This window comes from Ideonella sp. sgz306126 (assembly GCF_056032705.1).
Genome location: NZ_JBVYWP010000001.1, coordinates 144,885 through 166,528, shown reverse-complemented (window position 1 = coordinate 166,528; position 21,644 = coordinate 144,885). Strand labels below are relative to the sequence as shown.

Sequence of the window (21,644 nt, the reverse complement as noted above, 5' to 3'; positions counted from 1 at the left end):
CTAGACGCCGTCCGGCGCGTCGGGCGGAAAGCAGTCCACCGCGTCGGTGATCAAGCCGCTCAGGCCGAGCGCCCACAGCCGCTGCGCCTCGTCGGCTTCGTTGACGGTGTAGGCCAGCACGCGCAGGCCGGCCTGGTGAAGGCGGGCCACCAGCGCGGCGTCCACCAGACGATGGTTGGCGATCAGCGCCACGCAATCCAGCGCCAGCGCGGCGTCGAACCAGCCGGGCCAGTCGCTGTCCAGCAGCAGGGCACGCGGCAGGTGCGGCGCGGTCTGGCGGGCACCTTGCAAGGCCTCGGGCCGGAACGAGCTCAGCAGCAGGGTTCCGGGATGGGCCGCCCACAGCCGCGCCGCCTCGGCGGCCACCTCGCGGCCGGTGCGCTCCTCGTCGCCCGGCGTCGGCTTGATCTCCAGATCGAGCGCATGGCCCTGCTGCTGCAGCCAGGTGGCCAGCGCGGCCAGGTCGGGCAGGGCCTCGCCGGCGAACGCCGGGCTGTGCCAGCTGCCGGCATCCAGGCCGGACAGCGCGCGCCAGGGCCAGGTCGAGGCCACGCCGTGTCCGTTGGTCGTGCGCTCCAGGGCGGTGTCGTGCAGCAGAAACGGACGGCCGTCCTGCGAGAGTTTGACGTCGCACTCGAAGGCGCGGTAGCCGTGGCGCGCCCCTTCGCGGAACGCCGCCAGCGTGTTTTCGGGCGCCAGTTTCCCGGCGCCGCGGTGGGCGATCCAGCGCGGCAGCGGCCACTCGGCGTCGGGCAGCTTGAACGTGTTCATCGCCGCTGCACCCGTTGGCGGCTGGAGGGGTCGAACCAGTGCAGATCGGCCGCAGGCACGGCCAGCGACAGCGTCTGGCCGGCATGGGGGGCGGGCTCGCTGCTGCTGATGCGCAGCGTGAAGCGGTGGCCGGCCAGCTGTCCGTGGACCAGCCGTTCCGCGCCCAGCATCTCGACCAGGTCGACCGCCAGCGGCCAACCGGCATCGGCCCGGGTCGCGTGCTCCGGGCGCACCCCCAGCACCAGCGGGCCGTCGCGCGGCGCTGGCTCGGGCAGCGCCAGCACCAGGTCGCCCAGGTGCAGGCGACTGCCTTCGGCCCGGCCTTCGAGCAGGTTCATCGGCGGTGAGCCGATGAAGGCAGCGACGAAGGTCGTGGCCGGACGGGCATAGACTTCCTCGGGCGTGCCGATCTGTTCGACCCGGCCGGCGTTCATCACGATCATGCGTTGCGCCAGCGTCATCGCCTCGACCTGGTCGTGCGTGACGAACAGCGAGGTGACGCCCAGCTCGCCGTGCAGCTTCTGGATCTCCAGCCGGGTCTGGGCGCGCAGCTTGGCGTCGAGATTGGACAGCGGCTCGTCGAACAGGAAGACTTGCGGCTGGCGCACGATCGCGCGGCCCATCGCGACGCGCTGGCGCTGGCCGCCCGAGAGCTGGCGGGGCTTGCGGTCGAGCAGGCTGCCGAGCTCGAGGATCTGCGCTGCCCGGGCGACGCGCTGCTCGATTTCGGCCTTGGGTTGGCCGGCGATCTTCAGGCCGTAAGCCATGTTGTCGTAGACGCTCATGTGCGGATAGAGCGCGTAGTTCTGGAACACCATCGCGATGTCGCGCTCGGCGGGCTCGAGCCGGTTGACGACCCGCGGGCCGATCGCGATCTCTCCACCGGTGATCGGTTCCAGCCCCGCCACCATGCGCAGCAGCGTGCTCTTGCCGCAGCCCGAGGGACCGACGATGACGATGAACTCGCCGTCGGCGATCTCGGCGCTGACGCCGTGGATGACCGTCTGCGCGTGGGGGCCTTGGCCATAGGCCTTGGTGATCTGGCGAAGGGAGATGGAAGCCATGCGAGGTAAGTTATTTTTCAGAGTCGACCAGGCCCTTGACGAACCATTTCTGCATCAACAGCACGACCGCGGCCGGCGGCAGCATGGCCAGCATCGCGGTGGCCATCACCAGCGGCCATTCGGTGGCCGCGTCGCCGCCGACGATCATGCGCTTGATGCCGATCACCGTCGTGTACATCGATTCGTCGGTGGTCACCAGCAGCGGCCAGAGGTACTGGTTCCAGCCGTAGATGAACTGGATCACGAACAGCGCCGCCAGCGTGGTGGACGACAGCGGCAGCAGCACGTCGAAGAAGAACCGCATCGGGCCGGCGCCATCGATGCGGGCGGCCTCGGTCAGTTCGTCGGGCACGGTCAGGAAGAACTGGCGGAACAGGAAGGTGGCGGTGGCCGAGGCGATCAGCGGCAGCGTCAGCCCGGTGTAGGAGTTGAGCAGGCCCAGGTCGGAAATGACCTTGAAGGTCGGGATGATGCGCACTTCCACCGGCAGCATCAGGGTGACGAAGATCATCCAGAAGAAGGTGCGGCGCAGCGGAAAGCGGAAGTAGACGATCGCGAACGACGCGATGATGGAGATCGCGATCTTGCCCACCGCGATCATCAACGCCATCGCCAGGCTGTTGAGCATCATCCGAGCCACCGGCGCGCTGGCGCCCTGGGTCGATCCGGCATGCAGCACCTGGCTGTAATTGGCGATCAGATGGCTGCCGGGCAGCAGCGGCATCGGCACGGTCAGCACCTCGTCCAGCGTGTGCGTGGACGCCACGAAGGCGATGTAGAGTGGGAACGCGACCACCAGCACGCCGGCGATCAGCACGAGGTGGGCGAAGCGGTCCAGCCAGGGACGGTTCTCTATCATTGGTAGGCCACCCGGCGTTCGACGAAACGGAACTGGACCACCGTCAGCGCCACGACGATCGCCATCAGAATCACCGACTGCGCCGACGAGCCGCCCAGGTCGGCCGATTGCACACCGTCGGTGTAGACCTTGTAGACCAGGATGTCGGTGGCCTGGGCCGGCCCGCCGAAGGTGGTGGCGTCGATCACGCCGAAGGTGTCGAAGAAGGCGTAGACGATGTTGACCACCAGCAGGAAGAAGGTGGTGGGCGACAGCAGCGGAAAGACGATGGTCCAGAAACGGCGCAGCGGGCTGGCGCCATCGATGGCCGCCGCTTCCAGCAGCGACGAGGGAATGGCCTGCAGGCCGGCCAGGAAGAACAGGAAGTTGTAGCTGATCTGCTTCCAGGTGGCGGCCATCACCACCAGAGCCATCGCCTGGTCGCCGCGCAGCACCCAGTTCCAGTCGACGCCCAGCCGGTGCAGCAGCGGGCTGACCACGCCCAGGCTGGGCGCGAACAGGAAGCCCCAGATCACGCCCGCCACGGCCGGCGCCACGGCGTAGGGCCAGATCAGCAGCGTGCGGTAGACGCGCCTGCCGCGCAGGACGCGGTTGGCCATCACGGCCAGCAGCAGCGACAGGCTCAGCCCCAGCCCGGCGACCAGCGCGCTGAACAGCGCGGTGGTCTCGAACGACGCCAGGTAGGTGGTGTCGGCGAACAGCGCCCGGAAGTTGGCCAGGCCGGCGAAGCGCGAGCTCTCTCCGAACGGGTCCTGCAGCTGGAACGCATACCAGACGCCTTGCAGCGCGGGCCAGAAAAAGAACACCAGCGTCACCGCGATCTGCGGCAACACCAAGGCATAGGGCAGCCAGCGGCTGCCGAAGAGGACACGTTTTTCCATGGGGAGGGGGCAGGCCGCTGCCACCGGGGGCGGCAGCGGCGGCGCCGGGCCTTATTCCTTGGCCGTGGCCTCGAAGCGGCGCAACTGCTCGTCGACGCGCTGGACAGCTTCATCCATGCCGGCCTGGGCGGTCTTCTTGCCGGCGAACACCGCTTCCATTTCTTCTTCGATGATGTCGCGCCCCTGCACGTAGTTGCCGAAGCGAAGGCCCTTGGAGTTGGCGGTGGGCGGCTTGTTGTCCAGCTCGCGGATCGCGACGTCGGCGCCAGGGTTCTTGTCGTAATAGCCGGACTTGCGCGCGGCCTCGTAGGCGGCCAGCGTGATCGGCACATAGCCGGTCTTCTCGTGCCAGTTGACCTGCAGGTCGGTGTTCGACAGGTAGTTGAAGAACTGCGCGACACCCTTGTATTCGGCAGGCGACTTCTTGCCCATCACCCACAGGCTGGCGCCGCCGATGATGGTGTTCTGCGGCGCGCCGGGGATGGCGTCGTTGTACGGCAGGAAGTGGACCGAGAACTTGAACTTCGCGTTCTGGCGGATATTGGCCAGCGCCGCCGAGCTGGAGGTCATCATCGCGCACTCGCCGCTGTAGAACTTGGCTTCGCCTTCGCTCTTGCGTCCGGCATAGGTGAACCAGCCGTTCTTGGCGAAATCGGCCAGCATCTGGATCTGCGCGACCTGCGCCGGGGCGTTGATCTTCAGCTCGGTCTTGACGCCGCCGATGCCGTTTTCCAGCGTGCCGATCGGCAGGTTGTGCCAGGCGCTGAAGTTCTCCACCTGCACCCAGGCCGGCCAGCCCGTGGTGTAGACGCAGCTCTGGCCGCTGGCCTTGAGCTTGCCGGCGGTGACCGCGAACTCCTTCCAGGTCTTGGGCGCCACCGGCGCCAGGCCGGCTTTGCGGAAAGCGTCTTCGTTGATGTAGAACACCGGGGTCGAGGCGTTGAACGGCATCGACAGCATGTGACCCTGGCGGTCGGTGTAGTAGCCGGCCACCGCGGGCAGGTAGGCCTTGGGGTTGAAGGGCAGGCCGGATTCCTTCATCAGCTGGTAGACCGGCTTGATCGCCCCTTTGGCCGACATCATCGTCGCGGTGCCGACCTCGAAGACCTGCACGATGGCCGGCGGGTCGCCGGCGCGGTAGGCCGCGATGGCCGCGGTCATCGACTCCGGGTAGGTGCCCTTGAACACCGGCACCACCTTGTACTGGTGCTGGCTGGCGTTGAAGCCATTGGCGATCTCGGTGACCCGGTCGCCGAGCGCGCCGGTCATCGAATGCCACCATTGGATTTCGACCTGGGCGTGGGCCGACGAGGCGATGCCGGCCAGGAGGCCAGCGGCCAGTGCGAGGGATTTCAGTTGCATCAGGGTCTCCGTACAGACAGCTTCAGAGCGGAAGGGCGCCAGTCTGGCAGCCTTTTGTGACAGGACTGTCTTGTGGCACGCCGACGACATCGCGGACAAGCGGGAGGACCCGTAGGTCGCCGTCGACCCGGGCCCGGCGGGCGGGAGCCCGTACCGGGCGGCGGGGATGCTGCGCTGCGGTACGATTCGCCCTCACGTGCCCCAGACAGGTGCCGGTGGCCGCGTGGCCCAGCCGGTGTGGCCTGCCCGCCATGAACGCACCGCTTCCCACCGTTTCCCTTGCTGCCGATGCCAGCCCGGCCCGCGACACCGCGGCGCCGCGGCTGCGCGAGATCCCGTACAACTACACGTCGCTGTCCGATCGCGAGATCGTGCTGCGCCTGCTGGGCGCGCAAGCCTGGGCGGTGCTGGACCGCTTGCGCGAGGAACGCCGCACCGGCCGCTCGGCCCGCATGCTCTACGAGGTGCTGGGCGACATCTGGGTGGTTCAGCGCAACCCGTACCTCGAGGACGACCTGCTCGACAACCCCAAGCGCCGGGCCTTGCTGACGGCCGCGCTGCATCACCGTCTGGAAGAGGTCGAGAAGCGCCGCAGGCCGGCCGACGACCTGGCGCGCGACGCCGCGGTCGGCGAGTTGCTGCAGGCCGCGCGGGCGGCGGTGGACCGCTTTGCGCGGCGCTTCGACGACGTGTCGGCCTTGCGCCAGCGCTGCCGCAAGTTGCTGGGCCGGCACACCGGCAAGGACAACATCAAGTTCGACGGCCTGTCGCGCGTCTCGCACGTGACCGACGCCACCGACTGGCGGGTCGAGGTCCCGTTCGTGGTGCTGACGCCGGACACCGAGGCCGAGATGGCCGGGCTGGTGGGGGCCTGCGTCGAACTGGGCCTGACCATCGTGCCGCGCGGCGGCGGCACCGGCTACACCGGCGGCGCGGTGCCGCTGACCTGGAAGAGTGCGGTGATCAACACCGAGAAGCTCGAACAGATGACCGAGGTCGAGCATGTGGCGCTGCCGGGGCTGGCCGCGCCCGTGCCCACGGTGTGGACCGGCGCCGGCGTGGTCACGCAGCGCGTGTCCGATGCGGCCGAGCGGGCGGGTTTCGTGTTTGCCGTCGACCCGACCTCGGCCGAGGCCAGCTGCATCGGCGGCAACATCGCGATGAACGCGGGCGGCAAGAAGGCCGTGCTGTGGGGCACCGCGCTGGACAATCTGGCCAGCTGGAAGATGGTGACCCCCGACGCCAAATGGCTGGAGGTGGTGCGGCTGAACCACAACCTGGGCAAGATCCACGACGTGGAGGTGGCGAGCTTCGAGCTGCGCTACTTCGATGCCGGCGGCAAGAAGCTGGAGCGCACCGAGCGGCTCGACATCCCCGGCCGCGTCTTCCGCAAGGAAGGCCTAGGCAAGGATGTCACCGACAAGTTCCTGGCCGGTCTGCCGGGCGTGCAGAAAGAGGGTTGCGACGGCTTGATCACCAGCGCGCGCTGGGTGGTGCACCGCATGCCGGCCCACGTGCGCACGGTGTGCCTGGAGTTCTTCGGCAACCCGATCCAGTGCGTGCCGTCGATCGTCGAGATCAAGAACTTCATGTTCGACGAGATGAAGCGGCCGGGGGGCGCGATCCTGGCCGGCCTGGAACACCTGGACGACCGCTATCTGAAGGCCGTGGGCTATGCCACCAAGAGCAAGCGCGGCGGCCTGCCCAAGATGGTGCTGGTGGGCGACATCGTCGGCGACGATGCCGACGCGGTGGCACGCGCCACCAGCGAAGTGATCCGCCTGGCCAACGGCCGCTCGGGCGAGGGCTTCGTCGCGGTCAGTGCCGACGCGCGCAAGAAGTTCTGGCTCGACCGCAAGCGCACCGCCGCGATCAGCAAGCACACCAACGCCTTCAAGGTCAACGAGGACGTGGTGATCCCGCTCGAACGCATGGGCGAGTACACGCTGGGCATCGAGCGCATCAACATCGAGCTCAGCCTGCGCAACAAGATCGCGCTGGCCGACGAACTGGAGCTGCTGTTCGAGCGCCGCGAGCTGCCGCTGGGCAAGACCGACGATGCCAACGAGATTCCCAGCGCCGAGTTGCTGGAAGACCGGGTGCAGCAGGCGCTGGCGCTGATCCGCGAGGTGCGCACCCAGTGGCAGTGGTGGAAACAGGGCTTGGACGTGGTGCAGGCCGACGTGGGCCGCAGCTTCTTCGACCAGATCCAGGACCAGTCGCTGCGCGCCTCGTGGAAGCGCCAGATCCTGCGGCCGCTGCAGGTGCTGTTTGCCGGCTCGGCCTTCCTGCCGGTGATCGACGAAGCCAAGCGCATCCACAAAGAGGTGCTGCGCGGCCGTGTCTGGGTGGCGCTGCACATGCATGCCGGCGACGGCAACGTGCACACCAACATCCCGGTCAACTCCGACAACTACGAGATGCTGCAGACGGCGCATGAAGCCGTGGCCCGCATCATGGTGCTGGCGCGCTCGCTGGGCGGCGTCATTTCCGGCGAGCACGGCATCGGCATCACCAAGCTCGAATTCCTGACCGACGACGAGCTGGCCGACTTCAGCGCCTACAAGGCCCGGGTCGATCCGGAAGGCCGCTTCAACAAGGGCAAGCTGCTCAGGGCCCCCAGACCCTCGCAAGCGACGGTCGCCCCCCAAGGGGGTGGCTTGATCTTGGGGCGGCCCGGCGATCAAGCCGCGCGGCTTGATGACTACGTTCACCCGGCAGACCTGAGCCACGCCTACACGCCCAGCTTCGGGCTGATGGGGCACGAGTCGCTGATCATGCAGCAGAGCGACATCGGCGAGATCGCCAACTCGGTGAAGGACTGCCTGCGCTGCGGCAAGTGCAAGCCGGTCTGCGCGACCCACGTGCCGCGCGCCAATCTGCTCTACAGCCCGCGCAACAAGATCCTGGCGACCTCGCTGCTGGTCGAGGCCTTCCTGTACGAGGAACAGACCCGGCGCGGCGTGTCGATCAAGCACTGGGAGGAGTTCGAGGACGTGGCCGACCACTGCACGGTTTGCCACAAGTGCCTGAGCCCCTGTCCGGTGAAGATCGATTTCGGCGACGTGTCGATGAACATGCGCAACCTGCTGCGCAAGATGGGCCAGAAGAGCTTCCGCCCCGGCAACGCGGCGGCGATGTTCATGCTCAACGCCACCCATCCGCAGACGATCAAGCTCGCCCGAGGCGCGATGGTGGGCGTGGCGATGAAGGCCCAGCGGCTGGCGCACGACGTGCTGAAGCTGGCGGCCCGCAAGCAGACCCAGGCGCCGCCGTCGACGGTCGGGGCCGCGCCGGTCAAGGAACAGGTCATCCACTTCATCAACAAGAAGCTGCCGGGGGGGCTGCCCAAGAAGACCGCGCGCGCCCTGCTGGACATCGAGGACAAGAACTACGTCCCCATCATCCGCGACCCGGCGGCGACCACGCCCGAGACCGAGGCGGTGTTCTATTTCCCGGGCTGCGGCTCGGAGAGGCTGTTCAGCCAGGTCGGTCTGGCCACCCAGGCGATGCTGTGGCGCGCCGGCGTGCAGACCGTGCTGCCGCCCGGCTACCTGTGCTGCGGCTATCCGCAGCGCGGCTCGGGCCAGTTCGACAAGGCCGAGAAGATCATCACCGACAACCGGGTGCTGTTCCACCGCGTGGCCAACACGCTGAACTACCTGGACATCAAGACCGTGGTGGTCAGCTGCGGCACCTGCTACGACCAGCTGCAGGGCTACAAGTTCGAGGACATCTTCCCCGGCTGTCGCATCGTCGACATCCACGAGTACCTGCTGGAGAAGGGCATCACATTGCCCGACTCCACGGGCGGCTACCTCTACCACGAGCCCTGCCACAACCCGATGAAGCTGCAGGACTCGATGAAGACCGTCAAGGCCCTGGTCGGCGACGGCGTGGTCAAGAGCGAGCGCTGCTGTGGCGAGTCCGGCACGCTGGGCGTCAGCCGGCCGGACATCGCCACCCAGGTGCGCTTTCGCAAGGAAGAGGAAATCCGCAAGGGCGAAGCCGAGTTGCGCGCCAGCGGGCGGGTTGGTGCCGGGCAGGACCTGAAGATCCTGACCAGCTGCCCCAGCTGCCTGCAAGGCCTGACCCGCTATGGCGACGACCTCCAGAACGGTCTGCTGCAGGCCGACTACATCGTGGTCGAGATGGCCCGGCTGCTGATCGGCGAGCGCTGGCTCGAGGACTACGTGGCCCGTGCCAACGCGGGCGGCATCGAACGGGTGCTGGTGTGAGCCTGCACGCCGTCGCCTGCGAATTGTGCGAGCCCACGGACAGGGCCGGCTGGAAAACGGTGTTCCGCGATGCTCGGCTGCGCGTGGTGCGGGTGCTCGATGCGCCCGAGTTTCCCGCCTTCTACCGCGTGATCTGGACCCGGCACGTGGCCGAATTCAGCGAGCTGGCGCCGGCCGACCGCGATCACCTGATGAGCGCGGTGGTCGCGGTGGAACGGGTGCTGCGCCAGGCGCTGGCGCCGACCAAGATCAACCTCGCGGCGCTGGGCAACATGGTGCCGCACCTGCACTGGCACGTGATCGCCCGGTTCGACTGGGACAGCCATTTCCCCCAGCCCATCTGGGGCCTGCGGCAGCGCACGCCCGAGCCGCCCGCCACCGGGCGCCTGGCGGTGGATTTCGACGAACTCGACCGCCGCATGCACCTGGCCCTGAACGACCGCCACGGAGAGACCCCATGACCGCCTCGCACACGCCGACCTCGCTGACCCTGCACCAGGCCAGCCGGGTGCTGGAGATCGGATTTTCCGACGGCCAGACCTTTCGCATCCCGTTCGAACTGATGCGGGTCTACTCGCCCTCGGCCGAGGTCCAGGGACATGGCCCGGGGCAGGAGACGCTGCAGACCGGCAAGCGCCAGGTCGGCATCCTGGCCATCGAGCCGGTCGGTCACTACGCGATCCAGCCCAGTTTCGACGATGGCCACGACACCGGCCTGTTCACTTGGGACTACCTGTACCGCCTCGGTGCCGAGCAAGCCCAGCTGTGGGCTCGCTACGAGCAGCGTCTTCAGCAGGCTGGCCTGGACCGCGACGCCCCGATGCCGCCCAAGGCCGGTGCCGCCTGCGGCAACCATTGATTCTTGACGGAGCCCCCCATGCCGCAAACCCATTTCGGATTCGAGACCGTCGACGAGAGCGTCAAGGCCAACAAGGTCAGGAGCGTGTTCGACTCGGTCGCGTCCAAGTACGACGTGATGAACGACCTGATGTCGATGGGCATGCATCGCGCCTGGAAGGCCTACACCGTCGCGGTGGCCAACCTGAGGGAGGGTGACCGGGTGCTGGACATCGCCGGCGGCACCGGCGACCTCGCGCGTGCCTTCGCCCGCAAGGTGGGCGAGCGTGGCCAGGTGGTGCACACCGACATCAACGAGGCGATGCTGCGCACCGGCCGCGACCGGCTGCTCGACGAAGGCCTGTCGCTGCCCACGACGATTTGCGACGCCGAGAAGCTGCCGTTCAAGACCGGCAGCTTCGACCTGGTCAGCGTGGCCTTCGGCCTGCGCAACATGACGCACAAGGAGGCGGCCCTGGCCGAGATGGCGCGCGTGCTGCGCGACGGCGGGCGGCTGCTGGTGCTGGAGTTTTCCAAGGTCGCCGCGCCGCTGCAAAAGCCCTACGACTGGTACTCGTTCAACATCCTGCCCAAGCTGGGTCAGTGGGTGGCGGGCGATGCCGCCAGCTACAAGTACCTGGCCGAGTCGATCCGCATGCACCCCGACCAGGCCACGCTGAAGGCGATGATGAAGGCGGCCGGTTTCGGCCATGTCGACGTCCACAACCTGAGCGCCGGCGTGGTCGCGCTGCACGTCGGCATCAAGTGCTGATCTGAGCTCCGACTTCTACAATCGACGCCCATGGCGAACCCCCTGATCGATCTCGTGCTGCCCGCGGCCACCGCCCGCTTCGTGCTGCTGGCCAACCATGTGCTGGCGGCCGCGCCGCCAGCCACCGAACGGCTCAAGACCCACCACGGCCGGGTGCTGAAGGTCGAGGTGGAAGGCTGGCGCGTGCCGCTGCCTCCACCGCCGCCGCTGGCCCTGCGCATCACGCCAGCGGGCCTGCTGGAAGACGCCGGCGATTCCACCGACGTGCCCGATCTGCGGCTGCGGGTCGATGCCTCGCAGCCGCTGGACAGCGCGCGCCGCGTGGTGGAGGGCGGCCTGCCGGCGGTCCAGATCGAGGGGGATGCCGGCCTGGCGGCCGACGTCAACTGGGTCATCGCCAACGTGCGCTGGGACCTGGCCGCCGATCTGGAGCGCGTCTTCGGGCCCGTGGTGGCCGATGCCGTGTCCCGCGCCGGTGAACGGGCACTGGCCACCGCCAAGTCGCTCGCCCAGGGCGTGGCCGGCGTGCTGCGCAAAGCCTGACGAGCCCGGCCGCCATGCGCTATGTGCTGCGGCTGATCCGCATCGTCTTCACCTTTCTGCGCTTCGGCATCGACGATCTGGCCCTGTCCGGCTTCAGCCAGCGCCGGGTGCGCTGGCTGGCGCGCGTGATGACCGTGGGCCGGAATTTCGACGACACGCCGCGAGGCGTCCGCCTGCGTCTCGCGCTGGAGCACCTGGGGCCGATCTTCATCAAGTTCGGCCAGGTGCTGTCGACCCGGCGCGACCTGATCCCGTCCGACATCGCCGTCGAGCTGGCCAAGCTCCAGGATCGCGTGCCGCCGTTCCCGGCGGCGCAGTCGCAGCGCCTGATCGAGCAGGCGCTGGGCAAGCCGGTCGGCGAGCTGTTCGGCAGCTTCGACGCCGAACCGGTCGCCAGCGCCTCGATCGCGCAAGTGCATTTCGCCACGCTGAAAGACGGCCGCGAGGTGGCGGTGAAGGTGCTGCGTCCCGGCATGCTCGACGTGATCGACGACGACCTGGCGCTGCTGCACACGCTGGCGCGCTGGGTCGAGCGCCTGTCGGCCGATGGCCGGCGGCTGCGCCCGCGCGAGGTGGTGGCCGAGTTCGACACCTACCTGCACGACGAGCTGGACCTGGTGCGCGAAGCCGCCAACGCCGCGCAGCTGCGCCGCAACATGGCCGACCTGCCGCTGATCATCGTGCCCGAGATGCACTGGGACCTGTGCACTTCCAGCGTGATCGTGATGGAGCGCATGAAAGGCGTGCCGATCAGCCAGGTCGAGCGGCTGCGGGCCGCCGGTGTCGACATCAAGAAGCTGGCCCGCGACGGCGTGACCATCTTCTTCACCCAGGTCTTTCGGGACGGGTTCTTCCACGCCGACATGCATCCCGGCAACATCCAGGTCAGCATCGATCCGGGCCACGTCGGGCGTTACATCGCGCTGGATTTCGGCATCATCGGCACGCTGACCGAGGTCGACAAGAACTACCTGGCGCAGAACTTCATCGCCTTCTTCCGGCGCGATTACAAGCGCGTGGCCGAATTGCACGTGGAGTCCGGCTGGGTGCCGCCGGGCACCCGCATCGAACAGCTGGAGCAGGCCGTGCGCGCCACCTGCGAGCCGCAGTTCGACCGGCCGCTGAAAGACATCTCGCTGGGCCAGGTGCTGCTGCGGCTGTTCCAGACCTCGCGCCGCTTCAACGTCGAGATCCAGCCGCAGCTGGTGCTGCTGCAGAAGACGCTGCTCAACGTCGAAGGCCTGGGGCGCGAACTCGATCCGGAGCTCGACCTGTGGACGACCGCCAAGCCCTTTCTTGAAGGCTGGATGAACGAGCAGGTCGGCTGGCGCGCGCTGCTGCGCCGGTTGAAGGACGAGGCGCCGCTGTACGCCCGGCTGATTCCCGAGCTGCCGCGCCTGCTGCACCAGCAGTTGCAGCACCGACCCGCCGATACCGCGCCGATGCTCGCGGCGCTGGTCAGCGAGCAGCGCCGCACCAATCGCCTGCTCAGCGGGCTGATCTGGTCGGCTTGCGGCTTCCTGTTGGGGGCGGTGGCGGCGCGTTTGGTGATGCAGCTGGCGGCCCATGCCGGAGCGTAGCCTTCATGACGGTCAACTTGAAGCGGCCGTCATGACCCCCACCTATAATTGAAAGTTTTGACCCCAAGGTGTTGCCATGCCGATCTACGCTTATCGCTGCGCGGCCTGCGGCCATTCGCGTGATGTGCTGCAGAAGATGTCCGACGACCCGCTGACGGTCTGCCCCCAGTGCGGTGCCGATCAGTTCCAGAAGCAGGTGACCGCGGCCGGCTTCCAGCTCAAGGGCTCGGGCTGGTACGCGACCGATTTCCGCAACGGCGGCGGCACGGCCACCGCCGTGGCCCCGGCGGCCGCCGCTGCCGATGCAACTGCCGCACCGGCGGCCGAGGCAGCCCCGAGCAGCGCATCGCCGGCCACCCCGTGCGGCGGCTCCTGCGCCTGCCATTGACCGGCCGGGCGCCACCTCGCTGCCCGTGGGCGATGGCCTTACCCCCAACGGCATGCCTCGCCGCATGAACCCTGCACCGTGAAGAAATACCTCATCGCCGGTCTGCTGACCTGGCTCCCGCTGGCGATCACCATCTGGGTGCTGCTGTGGGTGCTCGGCCTGATGGACGGCATGTTCGCCGCGGTGCTGTCGGTCACCCAGGCGCTGCTGCCGCACAGCGCCTACGACGACCTGGAGCGCCTGCGCCACATGCCCGGCATGGGCGTGGTGGTGATGCTCGCGCTGATGCTGATGACGGGCATCTTCGTCACCAACATCTTCGGCCAGTGGTGGCTGCGGCAATGGGACGCGCTGATGAGCCGCATCCCCATCGTCAAATCGATCTACAGCTCGGTCAAGCAGGTCTCGGACACCTTGTTTTCCAGCAACGGCAACGCTTTCCGCGAAGCGGTGCTGGTGCAGTACCCGCACGCCGGGTCCTGGACGATCGCCTTCGTCACCGGCCAGCCCGGCGGCGAGGTCGCCCGGCAGCTGCCGGGCGAGCACGTCGGCCTGTACGTGCCGACCACGCCCAACCCGACCTCGGGCTTCTTCCTGCTGATGCCGCGCTCGGCCGTCAAGCCGCTGGGCATGAGCGTCGACGAAGCGCTGAAGTACATCATTTCCATGGGGGTGGTCGCGCCGACGCCCCTTGCCGAGTCCGGGCCCGACAGCCCGGAGGGGGCCGACCCCAATCGGGCGGGCTGACGGCCTCGCCCGGTCGTCAGCCCTGAGGGTCGCCCACACCCCACCCCCCGAAGGCGCTCGCCCACATCGGCTGCCGGCGTTCCCGCCGCACAGCCCCATCCGAATCCACGAATCACCGGAGTGCACCGATGAGAACCACCTACTGCGGCCTGGTCAGCGAGAAGCTGATGGGCGAAACCGTCACCCTGATGGGCTGGGCCCATCGCCGCCGCGACCATGGCGGCGTGATCTTCATCGACCTGCGCGACCGCGAAGGCCTGGTGCAGATCGTCTGCGATCCCGATCGCGCCGACATGTTCAAGACCGCCGAGGGCGTGCGCAACGAGTTCTGCCTGAAGGTCGTCGGCAAGGTGCGTGCGCGCCCGGCCGGCACCGAGAACGCCAACCTGGTCAGCGGCAAGATCGAGGTGCTGTGCCATGAGCTGGAGGTGCTCAACCCCAGCGTCACGCCGCCGTTCCAGCTCGACGACGACAACCTCAGCGAGACCGTGCGCCTGACGCACCGCGTGCTGGACCTGCGCCGCCCGCAGATGCAGAAGAACCTGATGCTGCGCTACCGCGTGGCGATGGAGGTGCGCAAGTTCCTCGATGCCAACGGCTTCGTCGACATCGAGACCCCGATGCTGACCAAGAGCACGCCGGAGGGTGCGCGCGACTACCTGGTGCCCAGCCGCGTGCACGACGGTCATTTCTTCGCGTTGCCGCAATCGCCTCAGCTGTTCAAGCAGTTGCTGATGGTGGCCGGTTTCGACCGCTACTACCAGATCACCAAGTGCTTTCGCGACGAAGACCTGCGCGCCGACCGCCAGCCCGAGTTCACGCAGATCGATATCGAGACCTCGTTCCTGGGCGAGGAAGAGATCCGCGCGATGTTCGAAGGCATGATCCGCACCGTGTTCCGCAATGCGATGGGCGTCGACCTGCCGGTGTACCCGGTGATGACCTACGCCGACGCCATGCACAAGTACGGCTCGGACAAGCCCGACCTGCGTGTCAGGCTGCAGTTCACCGAGCTGACCGACGTGATGAAGGATGTGGACTTCAAGGTCTTCTCCACCCCCGCCACCACCAAAGGCGGCCGCGTGGTGGCCCTGAAGGTGCCGGGTGGCGCCGACATGAGCCGCGGCGAGATCGACGGCTACACCGAGTTCGTCAAGATCTACGGCGCCAAGGGGCTGGCCTGGATGAAGGTCAACGACGTCGCCAAGGGCCGCGAAGGCCTGCAGTCGCCCATCGTCAAGAACCTGCACGACGCCGCCATCGCCGAGATCCTGGCGCGCACCGGCGCCTGCAACGGCGACCTGATCTTCTTCGGCGCCGACAAGGCCAAGATCGTCAACGACGCGATCGGCGCGCTGCGGATCAAGGTCGGCCACAGCGAATTCGGCAAGTCCAAGGGCCTGTTCGAGGACAAGTGGGCGCCGCTGTGGGTGGTGGACTTCCCGATGTTCGAGCACGACGACGAGGAGAACCGCTGGAACGCGGTGCACCACCCGTTCACCGCGCCCAAGGACGGCCACGAGAACCTGATGGACACGGACCCGGGCGCCTGCATCGCCAAGGCCTACGACATGGTGCTCAACGGCTGGGAACTGGGGGGCGGCTCGATCCGTATCCACCGCGCCGAGGTGCAGAGCAAGGTGTTCAGCGCGCTGAACATCAGCAAGGAAGACGCCCAGGTCAAGTTCGGCTTCCTGCTCGACGCGCTGCAGTACGGCGCGCCGCCGCACGGCGGTCTTGCCTTCGGCCTGGACCGCCTGGTCACGCTGATGACCAAGGCCGAATCGATCCGCGACGTGATCGCCTTCCCCAAGACCCAGCGTGCCCAGTGTCTGCTGACCGGGGCCCCGAGCAACGTCGACGACAAGCAGTTGCGCGAGCTGCACATCCGCCTGCGCAACACCCAGACGGCTGCCTGAGCGTGGCCGGCGTGGGGCGTCAAGGGGTCCTCCGGGGCCCCTTTGTGCCTTTCGGCATCGCGCCGGGGGCCGCAGCCGGCCAGACCCCGGGCGGGCGCACGCCATGACGCCGGTTCACCGTCGTCCGGTGGTGATCCGCTGGCTCGCCGCCAGCCGGCCCGGCTTCCTGCTGGTGACGCTGGTGGCCGCGCTGGCGGGCATCGCACAGTCCCAGGCCTGCGGTTGCGGCTGGGACCCGGCGGGCGCGGTGGCCACCGTCGTGCTGGCCCTGCTGACCCATGCGGCGGTGAACCTGTACAACGATTACGGCGACGCGATCGGCGGCTCCGACGCGCTGAACACCGAGCGCCTGTTCCCGTTCAGCGGCGGCTCGCGCGTGATCCAGGACGGCGAATTCAGCGCCGGGCAGATGCGCGACGCCGCCCGCGTCCTGGCGATGGGGGTGGTGGGCGGTGGACTGCTGCTGGCCGCGCGGGCGGGCCCGGGGCTGTTGCTGGTGGGGCTGGCCGGCCTGGCGCTGGGCTGGGCCTATTCCAGCCCGGGCGTGGCGCTGATGGGCCGCGGGCTGGGCGAGGGGGCGGTGGCGCTGGGGTGGTGGCTGATCGTCGTCGGTGCCGACTATGTGCAGCGCCACGCCTTCAGCGCGATCGCGGCGATCTCGGGCGTCAGCATCGCCTTGCTGGTGGCGGCGGTGCTGTGGGCGGCCGAATTCCCCGATGCCCGGGCCGACGCGGCGGCCGGCAAGCGCACCCTGGTGGTCCGGCTGGGGCCGACGGTGTCGGCCGCCGTCTACGCGGCCCTGGTGCTGTTCGCCCATGCGTGGCTGGCGGTGTGGTGGTGGGCCGACTGGCTGCCTTCGACGGCGTGGTGGGCCCTGGGCTCGCTGCCGCTGTCGGTGGCGGCCGCGCTCGGGCTGGCGCTGCGTGCGCGGCAGGTGGCGCGGCTGCGGCCGGTGATGGCCTTGTCGATCGCGGCGGCGGTGCTGCACGGCGCGCTGCTGACGGCGGCCTTCGTCGCGATCGCCCGGCTGCGCTGAGTTGATGCGGCGCGGCGGCGGCCGGGGCCGCCGCACGCTAGCATCGCACCATGAGCGAAGCCGCCCTGATCCGTCCGAGCAAGATCCCTGAATCGGTGCTGGTGGTGATCCACACCCCGGCGCTGGACGTGCTGCTGATCGAACGCGCCGACGCGCCCGGCTTCTGGCAAAGCGTCACCGGCTCGAAGGACGCCATCGACGAGCCGCTGGCGCTGACCTGCCGGCGCGAGGTCGAGGAAGAGACGGGCATCGTCGTCGGCTCGGCCGAGGTGCCCGATCGCGCGCTGCGCGACTGGCAGCTGGCCAACGTCTACGAGATCTACCCGCGCTGGCGCCACCGCTACGCGCCGGGCGTGACCCACAACACCGAGCATGTCTTCGGCCTGTGCGTGCCGGCCGGCACCGCGGTGCGCCTGGCGCCGCGCGAGCACACCGCCTACGCCTGGTGGCCCTGGCGCGAGGCGGCGGATCGCTGCTTCTCGCCGTCCAACGCCGAGGCCATCCTGCAACTGCCCCGCTTCACGGGCGCGGGCTGAAAGCCGCCGATGCGCAGCACCAAACCCTCCTCCTCGTTCGCCACCACCCTGCACACCTCGAACGTGCTGCGGGTCGCGACCTACAACATCCACAAGGGCGTGCGCGGCATCGGCGCACGCAAGCGCCTGGAGATCCACAACCTCGGGCTGGGCATCGAGGCGCTGGACGCCGATCTGGTGTGCCTGCAGGAGGTGCGGCTGTTCCACGCCCGCGACGCGCGCCGCTTCGACCAGACCTGGCTGGGCTGGCCCGACGCGGGACAGGCCGAATTCCTGGCGCCGGAAGGCTATGCGTCGGCCTACCGCAGCAACGCCATCACCCGCGACGGCGAGCACGGCAACGCCTTGCTGTCGCGTTGGCCGATCGGCGACATCGGCCACCACGACGTGTCGGACCACCGCTTCGAGCAGCGTGGCCTGCTGCATGTGCCGGTGACCTGGCAGGGGCTGAAGCTGCATGCGGTGGTGGCCCATTTCGGCTTGATCCACAGCAGCCGGGTGCGCCAGGCCCAGCGCCTGGCCGAGTTCATCGAGGCCGAGGTGCCGGCGGGCGAGCCCCTGCTGGTCGCCGGCGACTTCAACGACTGGGGCGAGCGGCTGGACGCGCCGATGGCCGCCTGCGGCCTGAACCGCGCGGTGGCGCCCGCAGGCCGGATCTCGCAGCGGCTGACGTTCCCGTCGCGCGTGCCGGTGTTCGCGCTCGACCGGGTCTATCTGCGCGGCTTCCGCTGCCTGGGCACCTCGGTGCCGCGCGGTGCCGCCTGGGCGAGGATGTCGGACCACCTGCCGCTGATCGTCGAGCTGGAGCCGGCGTGAGCGCCAGGCCATCCGCCCTGCCCACGCCTGCAGCCGAGCGGGAGGCTGGGTTGGAGGCCGAGCGCAGCGAGGTGGCCGATGCCGATGCGGGCATCGAGCCGCTGCCGTTCTGGTACGGCCAGTCGCGGGCCCAGTTCAGCGGCGGCAACGCCGTCACCCTGCTGCGCGGCGGCGACGAGTTGTTTCCGGCGCTGATCGACGCGGTGGCCTGTGCCCGGCGCGAGGTCTGGCTGGCCACCTACATCTTCCATGACGACGAGGCCGCGCGCCGCGTCGCCGATGCGCTGGCCGCCGCGGCCCGCCGCGGCGTGCAGGTGAGGGTGGTGGTCGATGGCTTCGGCTCGCACCACAGCCTGGGTCACCTGCAGGCGTGGCTGGTGCCGCATGGCGTGTCGCTGACGGTGTTCCGGCCGCTGGAGCGCTGGTGGAACTGGCTGCAGCCGGGCCAGTTGCGGCGCCTGCACCAGAAGCTCTGCGTGATCGACGCCGAGCTGGGTTTTGTCGGCGGCATCAACATCATCGACGACCGCAACGACCTGAACCACGGCGCCACCGACACGCCGCGGCTGGATTTCGCGGTCGCGCTGCGCGGTCCCGCGGTCGGGCCGGTGGTGCAGACCGCGCGTGCGATGTGGAGCCGGGCGATGTTCGGCCACGACTGGCGCGACGAAATGCGGGCCCTCGCCCGCAGCCCGGTGCCGCTGCAAGGCGCCCGCCAGCTGCTGCGGCAGTTGCGCATCCTCGGGCCCGACACCACGCCGGCGCCGGACGCGACCCCGGTCCAGGTGGCGTTCCTGGTGCGCGACAACGTGCGCCAGCGCCGCGCGATCGAGCGCAGCTACATCGAGGCGATCCGCCAGGCGCGGCTGCGCATCGAGCTGGTCACGCCGTACTTCTACCCGGGCCGGGCATTCCGCCGCGCGCTGGTCCAGGCGGCCCGACGCGGCGTGCAGGTGCGCCTGCTGCTGCAGGGCAAGGTCGACTACCGGCTCGCGGCGCTGGCGGCGCAGGTGCTGTACGACGAACTGCTGGCCGAGGGCGTCGAGATCCACGAATACACCCCCGCCTTCCTGCACGCCAAGCTGGGCGTGGTGGACGGCGACTGGGCCACGCTGGGCAGCTCCAACATCGATCCGCTGTCGCTGCTGCTGAACCTCGAGGCCAACGTGGTGGTGCGCGACGGGCCGTTCAGCGAAGCCCTGGCGCGCCATTTCGACCAGGCCGTCGCGGTCTCGCGCCGGGTCACCGTGGCGCCCTACCGCAAGGGGGCGATGGCGGTGCTGCGGCGCGGCTTCGTCGCCTGGGCGGCGCACTGGTACCTGCGCATGGCGGGGCTCAGCGGGCGGTACTGAGCGGTCCCTGGACCTGGTCGCGACACCGGCGGCGACGGCGCGATGCACGCGCCCGCCATCAACTGGCCGTGGTTTACCCCTCAATTCGGCTCAAGTCCTGGGCTGACTTGGCCGACATTGTCTGACGTGGATCAAACACGGGGTGACCGAACCCTGGCAACGCTTCGCGCCACCTGAAGCCCGACAAGGAACCATCGCCATGAACAAACTCAATATCTCGACGCGCCTGATGCTGATGATCGGCATCCTGTCGTTGCTGCTGGTCGCCATCGGCGGCGTCGGCCTGTTCGGGATCTCGCGCACCAACGATGCGCTCCACTCGGTCTATGCGGAACGCACGGTGCCGATCAGCCAGGTGGCCGAGATCCAGCGTCTGCTGCTGAGCAACCGCCTGGCGATCGCCAATTCGCTGATCACCCCGACGCCGCAGGAAATCGCGAAGAACACGGCCGAGGTCGAGGCCAACATCGCCGCCATCAGCAGGCAATGGGACGGCTACAGCGCCAACCAGCTGTCGCCCGAAGAAGCCCGCCTCGCCCAGCTCTTTGCCGACGATCGCAAGAAGTTCGTCGTCGAAGGCCTGAAGCCGGCGATCGCGGCGCTTCGCGCCGACGACATCGCCGGAGCGAGGCAGGTGGTGATCGAGCACATCCGGCCGCTCTACGAGCCGGTGCGGGCGAACATCGATTCGCTGATGAAGATGCAGCTCGACGGCGCCCAGGCGTCCTATGCGGCCGCGGTGGCGCGCTACCAGACGATCCGCGCCGCCGCCATCGTCGCGATCCTGGCCGGCGTTGCCCTGGCCGCGGTGTTCGGCTACTGGCTGATCCGCAGCATGTCCAGGGCCTTGAGCCACGCGGTCGACGTGGCCGACGCGGTCGCCGCCGGCGACCTGACCAAGACCATCCATGTCGACGGGGACGACGAGGTCGCGCGCCTGCTGCGGTCGATGGCCACGATGCAGGCCAACCTCATCAAGGTCGTGTCGAGCGTGCGCAGCCATTCCGAATCGGTGGCCACCGCCAGCGTGCAGATCGCCCAGGGCAACCATGACCTGAGCCAGCGCACCGAGGAGCAGGCCAGCGCCCTCGAAGAGACCGCGGCCTCGATGGAGCAGCTCAGCTCGACCGTCAAGCAGAACGCCGACAACGCCCGCCAGGCCAACCAGCTGGCGCTGGGGGCCTCGACCGTGGCGATCAAGGGCGGCGAGGTGGTGAGCCAGGTCGTCGACACGATGAAGGGCATCAACGACAGCTCGAAGAAGATCTCCGACATCATCAGCGTGATCGACGGCATCGCCTTCCAGACCAACATCCTGGCGCTCAACGCGGCGGTGGAGGCCGCGCGGGCGGGCGAGCAGGGCCGTGGTTTCGCGGTGGTGGCGTCCGAGGTGCGCAGCCTCGCGGGTCGCTCGGCCGAGGCCGCCAAGGAGATCAAGAGCCTGATCGGCGCCAGCGTCGAGCGCGTCGATCAGGGCACGGCGCTGGTGGACCGCGCCGGCGTGACCATGGCCGAGGTGGTCGGCTCGATCAAGCGGGTGACCGACATCATGGGCGAGATCAGTGCGGCGAGCACCGAGCAAAGCCAGGGCGTGTCGCAGGTCGGCGAGGCCGTGAGCCAGATGGACAAGGTGACCCAGCAGAACGCCGCCCTGGTCGAGGAAAGCGCGGCCGCGGCCGAAAGCCTGAAGACGCAGGCGCGGCAGCTGGTGCAAGCAGTGGCGCTGTTCAAGCTCGGCCAGGCCGGCGCGGTCGCTCCGGTGGCGGCCGTCCCGGCGGCTGCGCGCCCGGCCCTGCAGCCGCAGCCCGTCGCGTCCCGTGCGAAGGGCGTGGCGCGTCCGGCGTCCGACGCCAAGCTCGCACCGCAGGCGTCGCCGGCCCTGGCCGAGACCGTGGCGAGCCCGGCGGCCGGGCAGGACTGGGAAAGCTTCTGATCGCGCGGCG

General features: G+C 68.8%; 19 protein-coding genes. 14 read left to right on the top strand and 5 right to left on the bottom strand.

Annotated features, from left to right (window positions below):
* From ugpQ to ugpB, 5 genes are read right to left on the bottom strand one after another with little or no spacing between them, the layout of a single operon-like run.
* The gene (gene ugpQ, locus AC0N04_RS00720; protein ID WP_474277616.1) at positions 1 to 771 is read right to left on the bottom strand and encodes a glycerophosphodiester phosphodiesterase; all 771 of its coding nucleotides are present in this window, start codon (positions 769 to 771) and stop codon (positions 1 to 3) included.
* Positions 768 to 1,835 (bottom strand): sn-glycerol-3-phosphate import ATP-binding protein UgpC, encoded by a 1,068-nt coding sequence (locus AC0N04_RS00715; protein ID WP_474277615.1) that lies wholly within the window; start codon positions 1,833 to 1,835, stop codon positions 768 to 770. The genes ugpQ and AC0N04_RS00715 overlap by 4 nt, the downstream gene beginning before the upstream one ends.
* 10 nt (positions 1,836 to 1,845) lie before the next feature.
* Positions 1,846 to 2,694, bottom strand: a complete 849-nt coding sequence (ugpE, locus tag AC0N04_RS00710) for a sn-glycerol-3-phosphate ABC transporter permease UgpE (protein ID WP_474277613.1) — start codon at positions 2,692 to 2,694, stop codon at positions 1,846 to 1,848.
* Complete coding sequence (ugpA, locus tag AC0N04_RS00705; RefSeq protein WP_474277611.1) at positions 2,691 to 3,575, bottom strand: sn-glycerol-3-phosphate ABC transporter permease UgpA; 885 nt, start codon at positions 3,573 to 3,575, stop codon at positions 2,691 to 2,693. The genes ugpE and ugpA overlap by 4 nt, the downstream gene beginning before the upstream one ends.
* Positions 3,576 to 3,626: 51 nt before the next feature.
* Positions 3,627 to 4,937, bottom strand: a complete 1,311-nt coding sequence (ugpB, locus tag AC0N04_RS00700; protein WP_474277610.1) for a sn-glycerol-3-phosphate ABC transporter substrate-binding protein UgpB — start codon at positions 4,935 to 4,937, stop codon at positions 3,627 to 3,629.
* Between the two features lie 251 nt (positions 4,938 to 5,188).
* Between ugpB and AC0N04_RS00695 the strand changes: the two genes are divergently transcribed.
* The 14 genes from AC0N04_RS00695 to AC0N04_RS00630 all read left to right on the top strand — a co-directional run bounded on the left by AC0N04_RS00695 (position 5,189) and on the right by AC0N04_RS00630 (position 21,634).
* The gene (locus AC0N04_RS00695; protein WP_474277608.1) at positions 5,189 to 9,175 is read left to right on the top strand and encodes a DUF3683 domain-containing protein; all 3,987 of its coding nucleotides are present in this window, start codon (positions 5,189 to 5,191) and stop codon (positions 9,173 to 9,175) included.
* Positions 9,176 to 9,234: 59 nt separating this feature from the next.
* Positions 9,235 to 9,636, top strand: coding sequence for an HIT family protein (locus tag AC0N04_RS00690; protein WP_474277606.1), 402 nt, complete (start codon positions 9,235 to 9,237; stop codon positions 9,634 to 9,636).
* A complete protein-coding gene (locus AC0N04_RS00685; protein ID WP_474277604.1) occupies positions 9,633 to 10,034 on the top strand; it encodes a gamma-butyrobetaine hydroxylase family protein in 402 nt (133 codons plus the stop codon). Before AC0N04_RS00690 ends, AC0N04_RS00685 begins: the two co-directional genes overlap by 4 nt.
* Before the next feature lie 18 nt (positions 10,035 to 10,052).
* Positions 10,053 to 10,784 carry a bifunctional demethylmenaquinone methyltransferase/2-methoxy-6-polyprenyl-1,4-benzoquinol methylase UbiE gene (gene ubiE / locus AC0N04_RS00680; protein ID WP_474277602.1) on the top strand — a complete coding sequence of 244 codons (732 nt, stop codon included), beginning with the start codon at positions 10,053 to 10,055 and terminating at the stop codon, positions 10,782 to 10,784.
* 30 nt (positions 10,785 to 10,814) lie between these two features.
* Positions 10,815 to 11,327 (top strand): hypothetical protein, encoded by a 513-nt coding sequence (locus AC0N04_RS00675; RefSeq protein WP_474277600.1) that lies wholly within the window; start codon positions 10,815 to 10,817, stop codon positions 11,325 to 11,327.
* A 14-nt stretch (positions 11,328 to 11,341) separates the two neighbouring features.
* Positions 11,342 to 12,907 (top strand): ubiquinone biosynthesis regulatory protein kinase UbiB, encoded by a 1,566-nt coding sequence (gene ubiB / locus AC0N04_RS00670; RefSeq protein ID WP_474277598.1) that lies wholly within the window; start codon positions 11,342 to 11,344, stop codon positions 12,905 to 12,907.
* A 76-nt stretch (positions 12,908 to 12,983) separates the two neighbouring features.
* The gene (locus tag AC0N04_RS00665) at positions 12,984 to 13,295 is read left to right on the top strand and encodes an FmdB family zinc ribbon protein (protein WP_474277596.1); all 312 of its coding nucleotides are present in this window, start codon (positions 12,984 to 12,986) and stop codon (positions 13,293 to 13,295) included.
* A 78-nt stretch (positions 13,296 to 13,373) separates the two neighbouring features.
* Positions 13,374 to 14,042: a DUF502 domain-containing protein gene (locus AC0N04_RS00660; RefSeq protein WP_474277594.1), complete on the top strand. Its 669-nt coding sequence runs from the start codon at positions 13,374 to 13,376 to the stop codon at positions 14,040 to 14,042.
* Between the two features lie 128 nt (positions 14,043 to 14,170).
* Positions 14,171 to 15,961, top strand: a complete 1,791-nt coding sequence (gene aspS / locus AC0N04_RS00655) for an aspartate--tRNA ligase (protein WP_474277592.1) — start codon at positions 14,171 to 14,173, stop codon at positions 15,959 to 15,961.
* A gap of 103 nt (positions 15,962 to 16,064) precedes the next feature.
* On the top strand, positions 16,065 to 16,997 hold the full coding sequence (locus AC0N04_RS00650; protein WP_474277590.1) for a UbiA family prenyltransferase: 933 nt from the start codon (positions 16,065 to 16,067) through the stop codon (positions 16,995 to 16,997).
* A gap of 50 nt (positions 16,998 to 17,047) precedes the next feature.
* Positions 17,048 to 17,533 (top strand): dihydroneopterin triphosphate diphosphatase, encoded by a 486-nt coding sequence (gene nudB, locus AC0N04_RS00645; RefSeq protein WP_474277588.1) that lies wholly within the window; start codon positions 17,048 to 17,050, stop codon positions 17,531 to 17,533.
* Positions 17,534 to 17,542: 9 nt separating this feature from the next.
* Positions 17,543 to 18,349 carry an endonuclease/exonuclease/phosphatase family protein gene (locus AC0N04_RS00640; RefSeq protein WP_474277586.1) on the top strand — a complete coding sequence of 269 codons (807 nt, stop codon included), beginning with the start codon at positions 17,543 to 17,545 and terminating at the stop codon, positions 18,347 to 18,349.
* Complete coding sequence (gene clsB, locus AC0N04_RS00635) at positions 18,346 to 19,701, top strand: cardiolipin synthase ClsB (RefSeq protein ID WP_474277584.1); 1,356 nt, start codon at positions 18,346 to 18,348, stop codon at positions 19,699 to 19,701. Before AC0N04_RS00640 ends, clsB begins: the two co-directional genes overlap by 4 nt.
* 199 nt (positions 19,702 to 19,900) lie before the next feature.
* Entirely contained in the window at positions 19,901 to 21,634 is a 1,734-nt protein-coding gene (locus AC0N04_RS00630; protein ID WP_474277582.1) for a methyl-accepting chemotaxis protein, read from the top strand.
* Positions 21,635 to 21,644: the final 10 nt, after the last annotated feature.

Bases quoted from the DNA above. Each gene is read 5' to 3' on its own strand.
- nudB (WP_474277588.1), top strand. From the start codon at position 17,048: ATGAGCGAAGCCGCCCTGATCCGTCCGAGCAAGATCCCTGAATCGGTG.
- ugpB (WP_474277610.1), bottom strand. From the start codon at position 4,937: ATGCAACTGAAATCCCTCGCACTGGCCGCTGGCCTCCTGGCCGGCATC.
- AC0N04_RS00640 (WP_474277586.1), top strand. From the start codon at position 17,543: ATGCGCAGCACCAAACCCTCCTCCTCGTTCGCCACCACCCTGCACACC.
- AC0N04_RS00650 (WP_474277590.1), top strand. From the start codon at position 16,065: ATGACGCCGGTTCACCGTCGTCCGGTGGTGATCCGCTGGCTCGCCGCC.
- AC0N04_RS00695 (WP_474277608.1), top strand. From the start codon at position 5,189: ATGAACGCACCGCTTCCCACCGTTTCCCTTGCTGCCGATGCCAGCCCG.
- AC0N04_RS00675 (WP_474277600.1), top strand. From the start codon at position 10,815: ATGGCGAACCCCCTGATCGATCTCGTGCTGCCCGCGGCCACCGCCCGC.
- AC0N04_RS00685 (WP_474277604.1), top strand. From the start codon at position 9,633: ATGACCGCCTCGCACACGCCGACCTCGCTGACCCTGCACCAGGCCAGC.
- ugpE (WP_474277613.1), bottom strand. From the start codon at position 2,694: ATGATAGAGAACCGTCCCTGGCTGGACCGCTTCGCCCACCTCGTGCTG.
- AC0N04_RS00715 (WP_474277615.1), bottom strand. From the start codon at position 1,835: ATGGCTTCCATCTCCCTTCGCCAGATCACCAAGGCCTATGGCCAAGGC.
- ubiB (WP_474277598.1), top strand. From the start codon at position 11,342: ATGCGCTATGTGCTGCGGCTGATCCGCATCGTCTTCACCTTTCTGCGC.
- ubiE (WP_474277602.1), top strand. From the start codon at position 10,053: ATGCCGCAAACCCATTTCGGATTCGAGACCGTCGACGAGAGCGTCAAG.
- aspS (WP_474277592.1), top strand. From the start codon at position 14,171: ATGAGAACCACCTACTGCGGCCTGGTCAGCGAGAAGCTGATGGGCGAA.
- AC0N04_RS00630 (WP_474277582.1), top strand. From the start codon at position 19,901: ATGAACAAACTCAATATCTCGACGCGCCTGATGCTGATGATCGGCATC.
- AC0N04_RS00665 (WP_474277596.1), top strand. From the start codon at position 12,984: ATGCCGATCTACGCTTATCGCTGCGCGGCCTGCGGCCATTCGCGTGAT.
- ugpQ (WP_474277616.1), bottom strand. From the start codon at position 771: ATGAACACGTTCAAGCTGCCCGACGCCGAGTGGCCGCTGCCGCGCTGG.
- ugpA (WP_474277611.1), bottom strand. From the start codon at position 3,575: ATGGAAAAACGTGTCCTCTTCGGCAGCCGCTGGCTGCCCTATGCCTTG.